General features: G+C 55.0%; 10 protein-coding genes. 5 read left to right on the forward strand and 5 right to left on the reverse strand.

Features of this window, described 5'->3' with window-relative positions; all coding sequences use genetic code 11:
* Positions 1 to 163 precede the first annotated feature (163 nt).
* Positions 164 to 904 carry a GntR family transcriptional regulator gene (locus AC0Z7K_RS17565; protein WP_413530894.1) on the forward strand — a complete coding sequence of 247 codons (741 nt, stop codon included), beginning with the start codon at positions 164 to 166 and terminating at the stop codon, positions 902 to 904.
* On the opposite strand, the gene AC0Z7K_RS17570 is transcribed toward AC0Z7K_RS17565, so the two are convergent.
* Positions 901 to 2,502, reverse strand: a complete 1,602-nt coding sequence (locus AC0Z7K_RS17570) for a PTS transporter subunit EIIC (RefSeq protein WP_485615326.1) — start codon at positions 2,500 to 2,502, stop codon at positions 901 to 903. The genes AC0Z7K_RS17565 and AC0Z7K_RS17570 overlap by 4 nt on opposite strands.
* A gap of 391 nt (positions 2,503 to 2,893) precedes the next feature.
* On the opposite strand from AC0Z7K_RS17570, the gene AC0Z7K_RS17575 reads away from it, so the two are divergent.
* The 4 genes from AC0Z7K_RS17575 (at position 2,894) to AC0Z7K_RS17590 (ending at position 7,797) form a co-directional block, all read left to right on the forward strand.
* Positions 2,894 to 4,804, forward strand: a complete 1,911-nt coding sequence (locus tag AC0Z7K_RS17575; RefSeq protein WP_485615327.1) for an NAD(P)-binding protein — start codon at positions 2,894 to 2,896, stop codon at positions 4,802 to 4,804.
* On the forward strand, positions 4,801 to 5,979 hold the full coding sequence (locus AC0Z7K_RS17580) for a c-type cytochrome (protein WP_485615328.1): 1,179 nt from the start codon (positions 4,801 to 4,803) through the stop codon (positions 5,977 to 5,979). Before AC0Z7K_RS17575 ends, AC0Z7K_RS17580 begins: the two co-directional genes overlap by 4 nt.
* Before the next feature lie 207 nt (positions 5,980 to 6,186).
* The gene (locus AC0Z7K_RS17585; RefSeq protein WP_485615329.1) at positions 6,187 to 7,206 is read left to right on the forward strand and encodes a DUF6973 domain-containing protein; all 1,020 of its coding nucleotides are present in this window, start codon (positions 6,187 to 6,189) and stop codon (positions 7,204 to 7,206) included.
* Between the two features lie 66 nt (positions 7,207 to 7,272).
* Entirely contained in the window at positions 7,273 to 7,797 is a 525-nt protein-coding gene (locus AC0Z7K_RS17590) for a hypothetical protein (RefSeq protein WP_485615330.1), read from the forward strand.
* A gap of 61 nt (positions 7,798 to 7,858) precedes the next feature.
* Here AC0Z7K_RS17590 and AC0Z7K_RS17595 read toward each other — a convergent pair whose 3' ends face one another.
* From AC0Z7K_RS17595 to AC0Z7K_RS17610, 4 genes are read right to left on the reverse strand one after another with little or no spacing between them, the layout of a single operon-like run.
* Complete coding sequence (locus tag AC0Z7K_RS17595) at positions 7,859 to 9,307, reverse strand: efflux transporter outer membrane subunit (RefSeq protein ID WP_485615331.1); 1,449 nt, start codon at positions 9,305 to 9,307, stop codon at positions 7,859 to 7,861.
* Positions 9,297 to 12,425 carry an efflux RND transporter permease subunit gene (locus AC0Z7K_RS17600; RefSeq protein WP_413530898.1) on the reverse strand — a complete coding sequence of 1,043 codons (3,129 nt, stop codon included), beginning with the start codon at positions 12,423 to 12,425 and terminating at the stop codon, positions 9,297 to 9,299. The genes AC0Z7K_RS17595 and AC0Z7K_RS17600 overlap by 11 nt, the downstream gene beginning before the upstream one ends.
* Positions 12,422 to 15,631, reverse strand: a complete 3,210-nt coding sequence (locus AC0Z7K_RS17605) for an efflux RND transporter permease subunit (protein WP_485615332.1) — start codon at positions 15,629 to 15,631, stop codon at positions 12,422 to 12,424. The genes AC0Z7K_RS17600 and AC0Z7K_RS17605 overlap by 4 nt, the downstream gene beginning before the upstream one ends.
* A complete protein-coding gene (locus AC0Z7K_RS17610) occupies positions 15,628 to 16,920 on the reverse strand; it encodes an MdtA/MuxA family multidrug efflux RND transporter periplasmic adaptor subunit (RefSeq protein ID WP_413530900.1) in 1,293 nt (430 codons plus the stop codon). The genes AC0Z7K_RS17605 and AC0Z7K_RS17610 overlap by 4 nt, the downstream gene beginning before the upstream one ends.
* Positions 16,921 to 16,937 lie beyond the last annotated feature (17 nt).

Genomic DNA, 16,937 nt, shown 5'->3' on the forward strand with positions numbered 1-16,937 from the left:
CCCGCGTAATAAACTAAGCGCATAAAGGTTGCTGATAACAGCAACCTTTTTTTTTGCTTTCATAACCCATTTCAGCGCACAAAACCCGCAACACAATTTGTTCGAATGTATACCCGGCTATACAATTATCCTTAACAGCTATTATTTAGTGACCGGAGGTCTGATGAAAATTGATAAGAATTCGTTCACGCCGCTCTACCTGCAAATTGAGCAGCAGCTGACCGAAAAAATCAGCGCAGGCGACATCAGACCCGGTGACCCGATCCCTACGGAAGCCGCGCTGTGCGAGATATATGGCGTATCGCGCATGACCGCGCGAAAAGCAGTGGATTATCTGGTGCGTCAGGGCAGAGTAGCGCGTTTTCGCGGGCGCGGAACCTTTGTGGTTGAGCCGCCAAAACAGCAGAAAATCATTCTGCCATTGGACCGGCACCTTACCGCCAGTGAAGTGGCGCAGGAAAATAATCAGCGGATTGAAAATCAGGTTCTGGATTTTCGCCGCATTCCTGCGAGTGAGAGTATTGCTACTGAACTGAACGTCGCCGCAGGTACGGAAGTCTATTTCATGATCCGCCTGCGCCTGCTGGGCGATGAGCCTTTTGTGTATGAACAGTGCTGGATGTTGTGCGATCGCTTCCCGGATATCACCCGCGCGGCGATGACGTCCTCGAAATACGCCTATATCCGCTCGAAAGGTTTTCAGCCTTCGGGAAGCACCAAGCTCATTTCAGCAGAACTGCCTTCTAACGAGATCCGCCTCGCGCTGAATCTGTCACGCGACCAACCGGTGTTGCATTCTCACGCCATCGTCACCTTTACCGACGGTTCGCTGTTTGAAGTTTCCGACGTCTACTACAACCAGAAAAACTACGGCTTCAGCGTCCATGCCAAAGTCAAAAGTTAGGCGATACCGGAAAGCTCCGCCTTCACCAGATTTGCGACCTGTTCAACCTGCGGACCGTAAATTACATGCACGTCAGTGTCAGTGATCCGTTTCACGCCTGCCGCCCCGGTTTTCATCAACGTGCCATCCTGTACCTGTGACATATCTTTCACCTTCACGCGCAGACGGGTGAAGCAGCAATCGACCGCCGTGATATTCCCTTCGCCGCCCAGCCCGATAATAATATTTTTGGTTTTTTCACCGGTACCCTGCGCCGGTTTAGCGCGCTCCTCGGCATCATTTTCATCCTCACGGCCCGGTGTTTTCACCTGCATGCGCAGGATCACCCAGCGGAAGCTGAAGTAGTACAGCGGTGCATAGATAATCCCGAGGATCAGCGGATACCACCAGTGCGTTTTGCTGCCGCCAAGCACGCCGAAGATCAGGAAGTCGATCGCGCCGCCCTGCACGTTACCGATCATCACGTGGAACATTTGCATCAGCACGAAAGAGAGTCCGGTCAGTACCGCGTGCAGGATATACAACACCGGCGAGACAAAGATAAAGCAGAACTCCAGCGGCTCAGTGATGCCGGTAGTAAACGACGCCAGCCCACCCGCCAGCATCAGCGCTTTTACGCGCCCTTTATGCTCGGGGCGCGCGCAGTGATACATCGCCAGCGCCGCCGCCGGTAAGCCAAACATCATTACCGGGATTTTTCCCTGCGCCAGAAAGCGTGTCGCCTGCTGGGTTACGGCGTCAGAGATCATGCCCGGATTAGCCAGCGCAGCGTTGAAGATATTCAGCGCACCGACGATGCTTTGATTATCCACCGTCGTCACGCCACCAATCGGCGTGAAGCGCACGGTTTCGTTGATGATGTGATGCAGGCCGGTCGGGATCAGCAATCGCTCGGAAGTGGCATAAATAAAGGTGCCAACTTCCCCGGTTCGCCCGATCAACTCGCCGACCCACTGGATCCCCTGCGCGACGGTCGGCCAGATAAGCGACATCAGCACCCCGACGATCGGCAGTACCAGAATGGTCACGATCGGCACAAAACGACGCCCGCCGAAGAAGGCGATCGCCGTGGGTAATACAATGGTATAGAACCGGTTATGCAGCCACATGGTGATAAGCCCGACCAGCACACCGCCAAGCACGCTCATGTTATAGGTGAAAATCCCCAGCGTGTTGGTGAACTCCGCCGCGTAGATCATCGCATCGCTTTCGGTCATGCCTTTCGCCGTGAGCTTCGCAACGGTAATGGTTTCCGGGCTAATCCCCTGCGCCAGCAGGCTATAATTAACCCCGACGTGCAACCCGACAAAGCCGATCACTGCGGAAAAGGCCGCTGTGGCCTTCTCTGCATTGGCCAGACCCATCGCGGTCGCCACCGCAAAGAACAGCGGCAGGTTAGCAAACAGTGCGCCGGACACCTGCCGGATAAACCCGATCACCAGCTGTAACGTTTTCATCTGCGTGAACGCTTCACCGGTCACCGACGGGTTCTGCAACGCCGCGGCCAGCCCCAGGAAAATCCCGGCGGCGGCGATCACCGAGATAGGCGTCATCAGGGCTTTCCCCAGATCGTGGATCTTGCTGCCAAGTTTCATCATCTGTATCCCCTCAATTCACTGGCTAAAAAACACGCTTTCATTGAGTTAAGTCACAGAATGTATAGTTGTATAGACATAATGGTCAGGAGTATGAAAGAGATCACAGTTTTGCGGGAAGATGAGGAAGGGGTAAGACGTTTAATAACTGAACAAGCCAGCAAATATCTCTGATCATCCTAACCCTTAAATTCAGCTCCTGATACCTGCACAACGACTTCCAATCAGTTCAGCCCTCTCGGCAAAATTTCCTCCTTCCTCATTTGCGCCCGCCATCACGCTCTAAGTCGCTCTTTATGTTAAAATTGTTAAAACATTGATAATTTTTTTTAGCGTAAGACTTTTGCCGCGCTGCTTCAGTGCGGGTTGATAGTGGGCAATTTAAGGAAACAATATGGGCATCACTCGTCGTGATTTTTTAAATGGTGTGGCGATTACCGTGACCGCTGGTATGACGCCGTTTGAGGCGCTGAAAGCCTCGCCGCAAACGGCGGCGCAGACGCTGTATTATCCGCCTTCCCTGACCGGGTTACGCGGTAATCATCAGGGTTCTTACGAGGCGGCGCATATACTCGGGCGCGAAGGTAAAAAGGTCGATCCGTCCAGTTTACCGGTGGAGGATGAGTTTGATCTGGTGGTCGTCGGTGCCGGGATAAGCGGTCTGGCGGCGGCGTGTTTCTGGCAGGAACAACATGGCAAGCAGCAGCGGATTTTACTGCTGGACAACCATGATGATTTTGGCGGGCACGCCAAGCGCAATGAATTCCATGTCGAGGATAAAACCCTGCTCGGTTACGGCGGCAGTGAGTCTTTCCAGTCGCCGCGCACCAACTTCAGCCCGGTAGCGATGGGGCTGCTGAAAACGTTGAACGTCGATATAGAAACGATGGCGAAGGACTTCGATCAGACGTTCTATCCGGATCTGCACCTGAGCCGTGGCGTGTACTTTGATCGCAAAAACTTTGGCGTCGATAAAATCGTCAGCGGCGATCCGGGCCGCGCGGTGGCCGATGATATCCCACCGGATCGCCTCAACGGGCGCGATATCCGCGATTTCATCAATGATTTCCCACTACCAGAATCTGACCGTAAGGCGCTTATCGCCCTGCATACCGAAGAAAAAGATTATCTGCACGGGATGAGTCAGGAAGATAAAGTCGCCTGGGTGGACGGGCACAGTTATACCCAGTTCCTGCGTGAAAAAGTCGGGCTGAGTGAGATGGCGATCCGTTATTTCCAGCAGCGCACCAATGATTTTCAGGCGGTCGGGATCGATGCCACCTCATGCAGCGATGCGCGCATCTGTGCCCTGCCGGGGCTGGAAAGCATGGGATTACCGCCGCTGGACGCAGAATCGCTGGAAGATCTCGATCAGCCTTACATTTTCCACTTCCCGGACGGCAACGCCGGTCTTGCGCGCCTGATGGTGCGTCATCTGATCCCGCAGGTCGCGCCGGGCAATACGATGGAAGATATCGTGCTGGCGAAATTCGATTACAGCCAGCTCGATAAGAGCGGGCAACCGGTGCGCCTGCGTCTGAACAGCACCGGCATGCACGTCGCCAACGTGGAACATGAGGGGAAACCGGCGGTTGAGGTGACTTACATGACCGGTTCACAGCTGCACCGCGTCCGCGCCGGACAGGCGGTGATGGCCGGTTACAATATGATGATCCCCTATCTGGTGCCGGAAATTGCCGACGCCCAGAAAGCCGCGCTAAAGGAGAACGTCAAAGCGCCGCTGGTGTATACCAAAGTGGTGATCCGCAACTGGCAGCCGTTTATCAAACTCGGCGTTCATGAAATCTACTCCCCCGGCGCGCCTTATAGCCGCGTGAAGCTGGATTATCCGGTGGATATGGGCGGTTATCAGCATCCACGCGATCCGAATCAGCCGATTGGCCTGCATATGGTCTACGTGCCGACGCTGCCAGGCAGCGGCCTCAGCCCACGCGAACAGTCTCGCAAAGGCCGCGCGCTGTTACTCGGTACGTCGTTTGATGCGCATGAAAAAATGATCCGCGATCAGCTACAAGGCATGTTCGGCGAAGCCGGTTTCGATCATCAGCGGGACATCATGGCGATCACCGTCAACCGCTGGTCACACGGCTATTCCTACTTCCTCAGCGGGATGTTCGACGACGAAGAGCAGTCGCAGAAAACCATCCAGCTCGCCCGTCAGCCAGTCGGGCGCATCACTATTGCGAACTCCGACTCCGACTGGAGCCCGTATGCTAATTCGGCGGTGGATCAGGCCTGGCGCGCAGTGAACGAACTGACAGCCATGAAGAAGGTGAACGCATGAAACAGCTGATGATTTTCGCCACACTGATGGCGACGGCAGGCTCTGCGATGGCGATGTCCGAAGGAGAATATGTCGCTAAGTCCGCCGACTGCGCGGCCTGTCACACATCATCGACAGGCGCGGATCTGGCGGGTGGCGTGCGTTTTGCGACGCCGCTTGGTGAGATCTATTCGACCAATATCACGCCCGACGTGAAATCTGGCATCGGTGGTTACAGCTTTGAAGAGTTTGACAAAGCGATGCGTCAGGGCATCGCCAAAGACGGGCATCCGCTTTATCCGGCTATGCCGTACACCTCTTATGTGAAAATGAGCGGCAAGGATATGCGCGCGCTGTACGACTATCTGATGAAAGAGGTGAAGCCACAGCCAGTCGCCAACCGCGACAATGACATCAGCTGGCCGATGTCGATCCGCTGGCCGCTGCACGTGTGGAACAGCATTTTCCTCGAGGAAGGCGAATACACACCGCAGGCCAGTCAAAGTGCCGAATGGAACCGGGGTGCGTATCTGGTGCAGGGCGCCGGACACTGCGGTGCCTGCCATACACCACGCGGCTGGGCGCAGCAGGAGAAAGCGGTCGATGAGCAAAGCACGGCGTTTCTAAGCGGTGGTGAACTCGATGGCTGGTCTGCGCCTTCACTGCGCGGCCTCAACATCAGCCAGCCGGAGCTGGTCACATTGCTGAAAACGGGTCGCAACGCACACGACGCCGTCAGTGGCCCGATGGGGGAAGTGATCACTAACAGCACGCAGTTTATGACCGATGCGGATCTCAACAGCATGGCGGTGTATCTGCTGAGTCTCAAAACGGAGACACCGGATAAACCCGCAAAAGTTGCCGTCGCGACGCCTGCCGGGCAGCAGACCTTTATGCGCTACTGCTCGACCTGCCACGGTGTGAACGGCGGCGGGAAAGACTATACGATCCCGGCGCTGGCGGGCAATCTGACCGTCAACGCTGAAAATCCGCAAACGCTGTTAAGGGTGATCCTCAACGGTGGCCAGACGCCGGTGACGGCAGAGCATATGTCCAACACCATGCCCGCCTACGGCTGGACACTGACCGACCAGCAGGCTGCAGAGTTAACCAACACCCTGCGCGCCAGCTGGGGGAATCACGCGGCCGAAGTTACTGCGGAGGATGTGGCGAAGGCGCGGAAAGCCGGGAAATAGGTGAAAAAGGTGAAAAAGCTCCTTCTTGACGAAGGAGCTTTTGGGTCCTGTAAATTCCTACTTCTTATTAGCTTAATTCGCATAGCTTATATTTATTATTCCGCCGACCTCACAGTTTTTCATCCTTTATTCATTTAACTTATCGAATTACTTGCAATCAACCAAACTACTTCAATCAATGCAGTAATAATTAAATGGAACATTAAAATGTCACATGGACCGTATAAAGAATATGTCGTGGATGGCGCAGAAATGTCTTGCACTGCCTGCAGTGCAGGACGTTTGATTGTTCCACCCTCTTTGCCAGCATCAATACATGGTGGGTTTTATATTCATAGAGTTGATACTGAGAGGGTCAAAATCCAAAGCAAGTTAGTGTGTACCGAAGAGGATAAAAAACTTATTACCAAAGCCCCGCTTTATTGCATGAATACAGGAATGAACTGCACTCCAGTCTTAGATGAATGGTTAAATCCAAGAGGAAGGGCAGCTAATGTAAAGACCAGGGGATACCATTTTCTCCTCGATGATGCAGTGGTGAAATGTAAAAAAGGAAATGGTACACTCAAATTTATTAATTCAGGGCAATACATCAATAAAAACCCGCAAGCTATTAGAGTTACACCTGTGCCCTCTAAGGTGCGAGAAATTGGATTTGCGGTTTTGAACCCTTATAAAGCTCATGCTATCGGAGAATATAAAAGAGGTGGTGATAATATATCTACGATAGCAGTTTTGTTTGCCAGCAACATAAACCTTCCAAAATCAGTAAGAAAAGAGGGAACTCAGGTCAACGCTTTTAGACATGCTTTATGGCAAGCCATCATTAGCAGTGAGTATGGAGAAAATGTTTCTGAAAAAGTTGGGAGTGCTCATGAAGAAAATCCATCTTTATTATGGCAATTGGAAATTGTTTCAGGTGGAGAACTGGTTGTAAGCCATCTCATGGATATTGAAATCGCTGATGAGATAGTGGATCTACAAAACAATATCATTGGCCGTAAATTAGGTTGTGATAACTCAAATTTGAACAATAGCGAATTAGCAAAAAAATTGCTGCAGGTATTTAAAGAGAGTGGTTTATATGTTGCAGAAAATTACGCAGACACACATTACTATAAAATAAAAAAAGTTACTATTGATCAAGAAACATATGATACCGCCATTGACTTGATAGAAAATGGATTAGACCCTAATGACAAGGATCGACAGAATAAAAGAGGCTGACATTATTCAATCTCAACGGGGTAACACATTTGACGTTCATGCAAGATTTCAAGGGAGAATTTAAAAATGATAAAGAAAATAAAAAATATAATTATCAGAAAGAAATACTTATTATTGCTTCTATCTATTGCTGCAATAGTATACTTTCAAAACAATGGTTATAATGCCATGAAGAAAATTAAAAAAACTTGTGTCATTGAAAACACCAGGATTTCATTAAAAGACCTTATCCCTATACAATGGGATGACTTATATATCATCTATGGCCCTTATAACTCAGACGATTTTTATCGTAATTATCACTTAACAGGAAATAAAAATGACACCAAGGATAGGGGGATTTCATTATACTTTATATCAAAAAATAAAGTGGTGTATCTGGAAAACAATAATAATCACATGGAATTCAGGTTAGGACTTTCTTTTTTCGACGAACCTTATATTGAATTTCAGGATAATAACTCCCATCCGACATTGATAAAAGATCATGGTGTCGTTGCTATATATCATTATGACACCATACTTATATCGCCTTCATTTGACCAATTATTTGAACCTTGTACACCCACTCCAGCAGATCAATTACATTAAATAGAATTCTCTACATCAAAACCGATAAATTAGTTTTGACATAGAGGAATCCAATTTTGATTTATTTCCCCACATCCCCATCCCAGCCACCGCCCAGTGCGGCGATAAGCTTAACGCTGGTGACCATCTGAGTGCTGACCAGCGACAGGACGCTTTGCTGCTGGGTCAGGCTGGTGTTCTCGGTACTGGCGACGTCAAGGTAGTCAATCATCCCGGCCTGATACTGGTTGTACGTCACGCGCGCGGATTCTTTGGCGGAATCGGCGGCGTTCTGGCGGGCGATGAGTTCGTTATCCAGTGTGTGCAGTTCGACCAGATAATCCTCCACTTCCTGCATCGCGGTTAACACGCTCTGGCGATAACCGGCGACGTCGGCATCATAGGCAGCTTCGGCCTGTGCGACTTTGCCACGGGTCGAACCAAAATCCAGCACCGTCTGGCTAAGTTCCGGGCCTAAAGACCAGACGCGGTTCGGCAGTGAGAACAGGTTATGGAACGCTGAACTGGCGAATCCACCGCTGGCGCTCAAGGTCAGATCCGGATAATACGCAGCGGTCGCGACACCGACGGCGGCGTTGGAAGAGGCCATGGTGCGTTCAGCGGCGGCAATATCTGGTCGACGCTGCAACAGCTGCGAAGGTAAAGCATCAGGGATCTGCGGCAGAGTCAGTTTGACATCGCGCGCGGCAAGGTTGAACTGCGCCGGCGGTTTACCGATCAGCACCGCGATAGCGTGCTCCAGCTGGGCGCGCTGCCATTGCAGATCGAGCGCCGAGGCTTTGGTGCTTTCCAGCTGCGTCTGCGCCTGCGCCAGCGTGGCGCGTGAGGCGTTACCGCCTTCATACTGATTCTGGATGACGGTCAGATAACGCTGATACGCCTCGATGCTGCGCTGATACAGGGCGATCTGCTGATCCATCACCCGCAGCTGAAAGTAATCCTGCGCCAGTTCGGACTGCGCACTGAGCGTGGCGTCGGCAAGATCGGCCTTGCTGGCCTGCGCGCTGGCGTCCTGCTCTTCTGCCGAGCGGCGCAGTTTGCCCCACAGATCCAGCTCCCAGCTGGCGCTGAGTTCAGCCGACTGTTTTTTGGTGACGGTCGATGACGTGCCGCTGCGCGTGCTGCCAACAGAGGCATCGACGGAAGGATAGAGATCCGAACGCGCCTGGGTGACTAACGCCTGCGCCTGACGGTATTGCGCGGCGTACTGCGCGACGTTCTGGTTGGAAATCTTCACCTGACTCAGCAGCGAAGACAGCTCCGGGTCCTGATACACCGTCCACCAGTCACCTTTGCTCTGGTTATCTTTAGGAATCGCCGCCGTCCAGCCTTTGGCTTCTTTAAACGCCGTCGGCATGGCGACGTCAGGCCGTTGGTAATCCGGCCCGACGGTACAGGCGCTGACGAATAATGCCAGCGCCAGCGGAACAAGACGGAACGCCATAGTACGGGATTTTTGCAAAGTCATCAGATTCGCTTCAGGGTAAGAATTCATTGTTTTATCGGTCATGTGAACTAACCTCCGGCGACGTAGTGTGCGGGCGCAGACGATGCCATAGGCGATGCGTCGCGCGGCTTGTGCGATCCATGTACAAGTACACCACCGGCGTGGTGAATAACGTCAGGATCTGGCTCAGCGCCAGCCCACCGGCGATTGCCAGCCCCAGCGGGCTGCGCAGATCTGCATCGCCGCCGCTGCCAAGCGCCAGTGGCAATGCGCCAAAGAACGCCGCCAGCGTGGTCATCAGGATCGGGCGAAAACGCATCAGGCAAGCCTGAATGATCGCCTGCTGTGGCGAAAGGCCGAGGCGGCGTTCGGCGTCGAGCGCGAAGTCGATCATCATGATCGCATTCTTCTTCACGATGCCGATCAGCAAAAGGATCCCGATCAGCGCGATCACCGTCAGCTGCGTGCCGGTCATCAGCATCAGCAGCAGTGCGCCAAGGCCGGCGGACGGCAGCGTTGAGAGAATGGTCAGCGGATGAATGTAACTTTCATACAGCACGCCGAGGACGATATACACCGCCGCCAGCGCCGCCAGAATCAGCCACGGCATGGAGCTTGCCAGCGCCTGGAACGCCTGCGCCGTACCGGCATAGCTGCCCTGAATGGTATCCGGCAAACCAATTTTCGCCATCGCGGTTTTCAGCGCGGCCTGCGCCTGTTCCAGCGCGTAACCGTCGGCCAGGTTAAAGGCGATGGTCGTGGTTGCCGTCTGCCCCTGATGCGCCACCGAGAGGGGTGCATTCGCGCCGCTGAACGAGGTAAAGGCCGACAGCGGGATCTGCTTACCTGCGTCGGTCACTACATACAGCTGGTTCAGTACATCAGGATTGCCGGTGTAATCCGACGTCAGGTTCATCACCACGTGATACTGGTTAAGCGTTTTGTAGATTGTCGCGATCTGCCGCTGGCTGAAGGCGTTGTTGAGCAAAGTATCGATCATCTTCACGTTAACACCGAGCTGCGTGGCGCGGTCGCGATCGATATTAAGCATCACTTCCTGCCCGCCGGTCTGCGAGTCCGAATCGACGCCGGTCAGCTCCGGCAGTGCTGCCAGCGCGGCTTTCACTTTCGGCGCCCACTCGCGCAGCAGGGAAAGATCGTCGGCCTGTAAGCTGTACTGATACTGGGCGTTGGCGCTGCGCCCACCGATGTGCAAGTCCTGCGCCGCCATCAGAAACAGCTGCGATCCCGGCACTTTGGCGGTTTCCATCATCAGGCGATTAGCCACCTGATTGGCGTTGGCGGTGCGTTTATCGAAATCTTTCAGGCGCACGAAAAACGTCGCGGTATTGCGTGACCCAAACCCGCCGCTGCCCGCAGAACTCATCACTGCCTCCACGGCCGGATCGTCCTGGATTATCTTGCTGTATTTCAGCACCTGCGGCTGGATCGACTGGAACGACGTGTTCTGATCCGCCCGCAACATGCCCATCAACATGCCGGTGTCCTGATCCGGGAAGAAGCCTTTTTCCACCACGGTATACAGGTAAAAGTTGAGCAGCACCGTCAGGAACAGCCCGACCAGCGTGATCAGCTGATGGCGCATCACCCAGCCGAGCGCCACAGAATAGGCGGCCAGCAGTTTGTTGAGGCCGCGTTCGATCATGCGATAAATGCGCGGCTGACGTTTTTCCACCGGCGGTTTACGTTTCAGAAAACGTGCGCAGAGCATCGGCGTCAGGCTGAGCGAGACCAGCATGGAGATGATCAGTGAGACGCTGAGCGTCACCGCAAATTCGCGGAACAGACGCCCGACGATGCTGCCCATCAGCAGGATCGGGATAAATACGGCGATCAGCGACAGCGTCATTGAAAGCACGGTAAAGCTGACTTCCTGTGCGCCTTTGATAGCCGCACGCACCGGCCCCATACCTTCTTCGATATGCCGCGTAATATTTTCGAGCACCACGATGGCGTCATCGACCACAAAGCCGGTGGCGATAATCAGCGCCATTAGCGACAGGTTATCGAGGCTGTAGCCGAGCAGATACATCACCGCACAAGTGCCGATCAGGGAAACCGGCAGCGCCAGCGCAGGGATCAGCACCGCGCGCCAGTTGCGCAGGAAAACAAACACCACCGCGATCACCAGCAGCGTGGCTTCCAGCAGGGTCATTTCTGTATCGCGCAGGGACGCGGAGACGTTCGGGGAGCGGTCTAGCGCCAGATTGAGCTGGACGTCGCCCGGCAGGCTTTCTTTCATCAGTGGCAGTGCGGCTTTGATCGCCTCGATGGTTTCCAGCATGTTCGCGCCCGCCTGACGCGTCACGCCGATCATCACCGACGGCGTGCTGTTGTAATAGCCGACGTTGTATTTATCTTCGACCGAATCATAGACGTTGGCGACGTCGCTGAGGCGGATCGCCGCGCCGTTGATATAGGTGATGATCAGCGTTTTGTACTGTGCTGCGGTACTTTGCTGACCGTTGCCTTCGATCATCCATGACTGGTTCGAGCCTTGCAGCAGGCCTTTAGGCAGGTTACTGGTGCTGTTGGCAATGGCCGAACGGATGGTGTCGAGGGAAATGCCGTAGGACGTGACCGCTTCCGGACGTAAATCAATCCGCACGCCCGGCAGCGCGGAGCCGACCAGAGACACCTGTCCGACGCCGTTCACCTGCGCGATTTTCTGTTGCAGCTGGCTGGAGGCGATATCGTACAGCTCGCCTTTGCTGCGCGTGGCCGACGTCAGCGCCAGCATGATAATCGGCGCATCCGACGGGTTGGCTTTGCGATAGGTCGGCAGCGACGGCATGCTGCTCGGCAGCAACGCGCGGGAAGCGTTGATCGCCGCCTGCACGTCACGCGCTGCGCCGTTAATGTCACGATCTAAATCGAACTGCAAAATCACGCTGGTGGAGCTTTGCGAGCTGCGCGAGGTCATCTCCGTGACGCCCGCAATCTGCCCGAGCGCCCTTTCCAGCGGCGTGGCGACGGTAGCCGCCATGGTTTCAGGGCTGGCACCCGGCAAACTGGCGCTGACCAGAATGGTCGGGAAATCCACCTGCGGCAGCGGCGCGACCGGCAGCAAACGGTAACCGAGCAGACCAAGCAGCAGAACCGCCAGCGTCAGCAGCAGGGTGGCGACCGGCCGCAGGATGAAGAAGCGCGAGATATTCATCGGTTGTCCGCCCGCTGCGCGGCACGACGGTGGCGCGGATTAAAGCGGTGCGAAAGGTTGTCGAACATCAGGTAGATCACCGGCGTGGAGAACAGCGTCAGGATCTGACTGAAGATCAGACCGCCGACGATCACAAGCCCCAGCGGCTGGCGCAGTTCCGCGCCGGATCCGCTGGCCAGCATCAGCGGCAATGCACCGAGCAGCGCGGCCATGGTGGTCATCATGATCGGGCGAAAACGCAGTAAACAGGCCTGATGAATTGCCTCACGCGGCGATAACCCCTGCTTATTTTCCGCTTCCAGTGCGAAGTCGATCATCATAATGGCGTTCTTTTTGACGATCCCGATCAGCAGGATCACCCCGATCAACGCGATCAGGCTGAACTCGGTTCCGGCAAAGATCAGCGACAACAGCGCGCCCACCGCCGCCGACGGCAGGGTGGAAAGAATGGTCACCGGATGGATAAAGCTTTCGTACAGAATGCCGAGCACCACGTACATGGTCAGCAGCGCGGCGAGGATCAGCCACAGCGTATTGCCGGTCGCGCTTTCAAACGAGGCTGCCGCCCCCTGATAGCGCAGCGTGATGTTGTCCGGCATCGCGATATCCGCTATGGTCGTTTTGATCGCCTGCTGCGCCTGCTCCAGCGAATAACCGTCGTTAAGGTTGAAGGAAACCGTTACCGCCGGGAACTGGTTAAGGCGTGCCTGCAACAGCGCACCGGTCCGCATGTGGATTTTGGCGATCGACGTCAGTTTCACCATGCCATTGCTGGAACTGCTGGTGCTGGTGGATGACGTGGAACTGCCTGATGCGGTGGTCGTTGAGGACGCCGCGTTGCTGTTTGAGGTTGTGCTGCTGGTCGCTGATGTCGTGGCGTTGCTCGCCAGATAGATGTCATCGAACGAAGCAGGCGACTGCTGGAACTGCGGCGCAACTTCCAGCACCACGCGGTACTGGTTAGCCTGAGTAAAGATGGTGGACACCAGACGCTGACCGAAGGCGTTGTACAGCGCGGTATCGACGTCAGACGCTGTAATGCCGTAACGCGCGGCGGCGTCGCGATCTAATTCCACGTAGGCTATTTGCCCCTGATTTTGCAGGTTGCTGACCGCATCGCCAAATTCCGGCTGCTCGCTGAGTTTCGCCAGCAGTTTCGGCGTCCACTCCACCAGATTTTCGCTGTCTGAATCATCGAGCGTGAACTGGTATTGACTCGGCGTCACCTGATCGTCAACGGTCAGATCCTGCGATGCCTGCAAATACAGTTCGATACCCGGCACACCGGCGGTTTCCTGTTTCAGACGCTCGATGATCGCCGGCGCACGTTCGCTGCGTTCATCAAAAGATTTCAGGCTGATCTGCAACCGGCCGCTGTTCAGGCTGGTGTTATTGCCGTCCACGCCGATGGTTGACGCGACGCTTTCGACATCCGGATCTTTGAGAATCGCGGCAGCCAGTAACTGCTGACGGCGCCCCATTTCGCCAAAGGACACGTCCTGCGACGCCTGCGTAATGCCCTGAATCATCCCGGTATCCTGCGACGGGAAGAAGCCTTTTGGCACAATCACATACAGCAGCGCGGTGAAAACTAACGTGGCGGCGGCAACCAGCAGGGTGAGTTTTTGATGGTTAAGCACCACGATCAACATGCGGTCATAACCGGCGATCATCTTATCGAAGAATTCGCCGCCTTTGCGGTAGAACTTACTCTGTTTTTCTTCCGGCGTATGGCGCAGCAAATAGGCACACAGCATCGGGGTGAGCGTCAGCGAGACGACCATCGACACCAGTATCGACACCGCCAGCGTGATGGCAAATTCGCGGAACAGGCGCCCCACGACGTCACCCATAAACAGCAGCGGGATCAGTACGGCGATAAGAGAAAAAGTCAGGGAGATGATGGTGAAACCGATCTGTTTCGAGCCTTTCAGCGCCGCCTGCATCGGGGTTTCGCCCTCTTCCAGGCGTCGCGAAATGTTTTCCACCACCACGATGGCGTCATCGATAACGAAGCCGGTGGCGATGGTCAGGGCCATCAGCGATAAGTTATTCAGGCTGAAGCCGCACAGGTACATCACACCGAAGGTGCCGATTAGCGACAGCGGCACCGCGACGCTTGGGATAAGGGTCGCCGCCACGTTACGCAGGAACAGGAAGGTCACCATCACCACCAGCGCAATCGACAGCAACAATTCGAACTGAACGTCGCTGATCGAGGCACGGATGGTCTGGGTCCGGTCAGACAGAATGCTGACTTTGACCGAGTCCGGCAGCGCTTCCTGCAATTTCGGCAACTGGGCTTTAATCGCATCCACCACCTGAATCACGTTGGCACCGGGCTGGCGCTGAACGCTGATAATGATCGCCGGTTCTTTATTCGCCCACGCGGACAGATACTGGTTTTCAGGCGCTTCGGACAGCGTGGCGATATCGCGCAAACGCAGCGCAGCGCCGTTTTCGTAAGTCACAATCAGGTTGGCGTATTCGGACGCGGTGCGCAGCTGATCGTTAGCATCAATGGTGATCGAATGATGCGGGCCGTCGAAACCGCCTTTAGAACCGTTGACGTTGCTGTTACCGATCAGCGTGTTAATGGATTCCAGCGTGAGGTTATGCGCCGCCAGTTTGCGTGGATCTACCTGGACGCGGATGGCAGGCTGATGCCCGCCCGCCAGCGTCACCATGCCGACGCCGGAAATTTGCGAAAGCTTCAGCGCTACGCGGGTGTTCACCAAATCCTGCACTTTGGTCAGCGGCAGCGATTCGGAGGTGACGGCCAGCGTCAGTACTGCGGCATCCGCCGGGTTCACTTTTTTATAGGTCGGCGGATTGGGTAAATCTTTCGGCAGCAGGCTGTCGGCGGCGTTGATTGCGGCCTGCACTTCCTGCTCGGCGACGTCGAGAGAGAGATCCAGCGAGAATTTCAGCGTAATGATCGAAGAGCCGCTGGCGCTGGTGGAATACATCTGGCTCAAACCGGCCATCTGGCCGAGCTGGCGTTCAAGCGGCGCGGTAATCCCCGACGCCATCACGTCCGGACTGGCACCCAGATAGAGCGTGGTCACCTGAATAGTCGGATAATCGACCTGCGGCAGCGCCGAGGTAGAGAGCATGTTGTAGGCAAAAATGCCCGACAGCAGCACGGCGACCATCAGCAGAATGGTCGCAACCGGCCTTTGAATAAAGAGGCGTGAAGGATTCATTTCGGCCCGCTGTCTTTGCCGGTCGTGGCTTTATCGACACCAGCGCCTTGCTCACGCGCTTTCGAAGAACCGGCAGCGGCGGCATCCTCGGTATTGGCGGTCACCACCTGCACTTTCGCGCCGTTTGTCAGACGATCAATGCCGGTCGTCACCACTTGTTCGCCCGGCTTCACGCCCGACAATATCGCTACCTGGCTGTCACCAAAGTCCGGCCCGGATTTCACCGCGCGGCGCTCGATGGTGTTATCAGCTTTGATCACGTACACAAAATCGCCGTTACTGCTCAACTGCAACGCCGCTGCCGGAATAACCGTGGCGTCTTTGAGCGTAGAAACCTGTAAGCGGGCGTTCACAAACTGGTTTGGATAGAGTTTTTCATCCGCATTGTTGAACAGCGCTTTCAGCTTGATACTGCCGGTGCTGCTATCAATTTCATTACTGATAAATTGCAGCTGGCCCTGATCGAGCACTTCGCTGCCGTCCTGATTAAAGGCGGTGGTCGGCAGTTTATTGCCGCCGCGCAGCGCTTTGAGCAGGGTTTGCAGATTGCTTTGCGGCACGCTGAAGGTGACGGCAATCGGCTGCGTCTGGGTAATGGTGACGATACCGGTCGTTGAGCTGCTGGTGACCATATTGCCCGGATCGACCAGACGTAACCCTACGTGGCCGCTGACCGGCGCGGTGATTTTTGCGAACTCAAGATTCAGTTTGGCGGCATCTATTTGCGCCTGATCGGCTTTCATCGCCCCGGCGTACTGCCCGGCGGTCGCAATCTGGCTTTCCAGATCCTGACGCGCTAAAGAGTCCTGCGCATACAGTTTTCGGTAACGCGCCAGCGTCAGCTCAGCGCTTCTCGACAGCGCCTGATTCTGCGCCAGTGAGCCCTGATACTGCTCAAGCGTCGCCTGATAGCTGCGGGGATCAATTTGCGCCAGCAACTGCCCCTGCTCGACTTTCTGCCCTTCGGTGAAATACACCTTCATCAGCTGGCCATCGACCCGGCTGGTGACCGTCACGGTGGCATTCGCCACCACGGTACCCAGCGCACGCAGATAGACCGGCACATCCGCCTGCGTGGCTTTTCCGGCCTGCACCGGCGTATCCATCCCCATCATCATCTGGCCGCGCATCGCGCGCATACCGCCGCGCCCTGGTCCTTTTTTACCCGCGGATTCGGACGAACTCTGATGGAAAGCAAAGAACCAGACCAGGATCGCCGCAATGATGATGGCGATGATAACCCACACGAAGGTGCGTTTTTTAGAGCGAGATGAGGCAGTCGGCAGCATAAATTTCTTGATTTCGC

The sequence above is a fragment of the Rahnella sp. 1L-D-7-B-C2 genome, assembly GCF_057290995.1.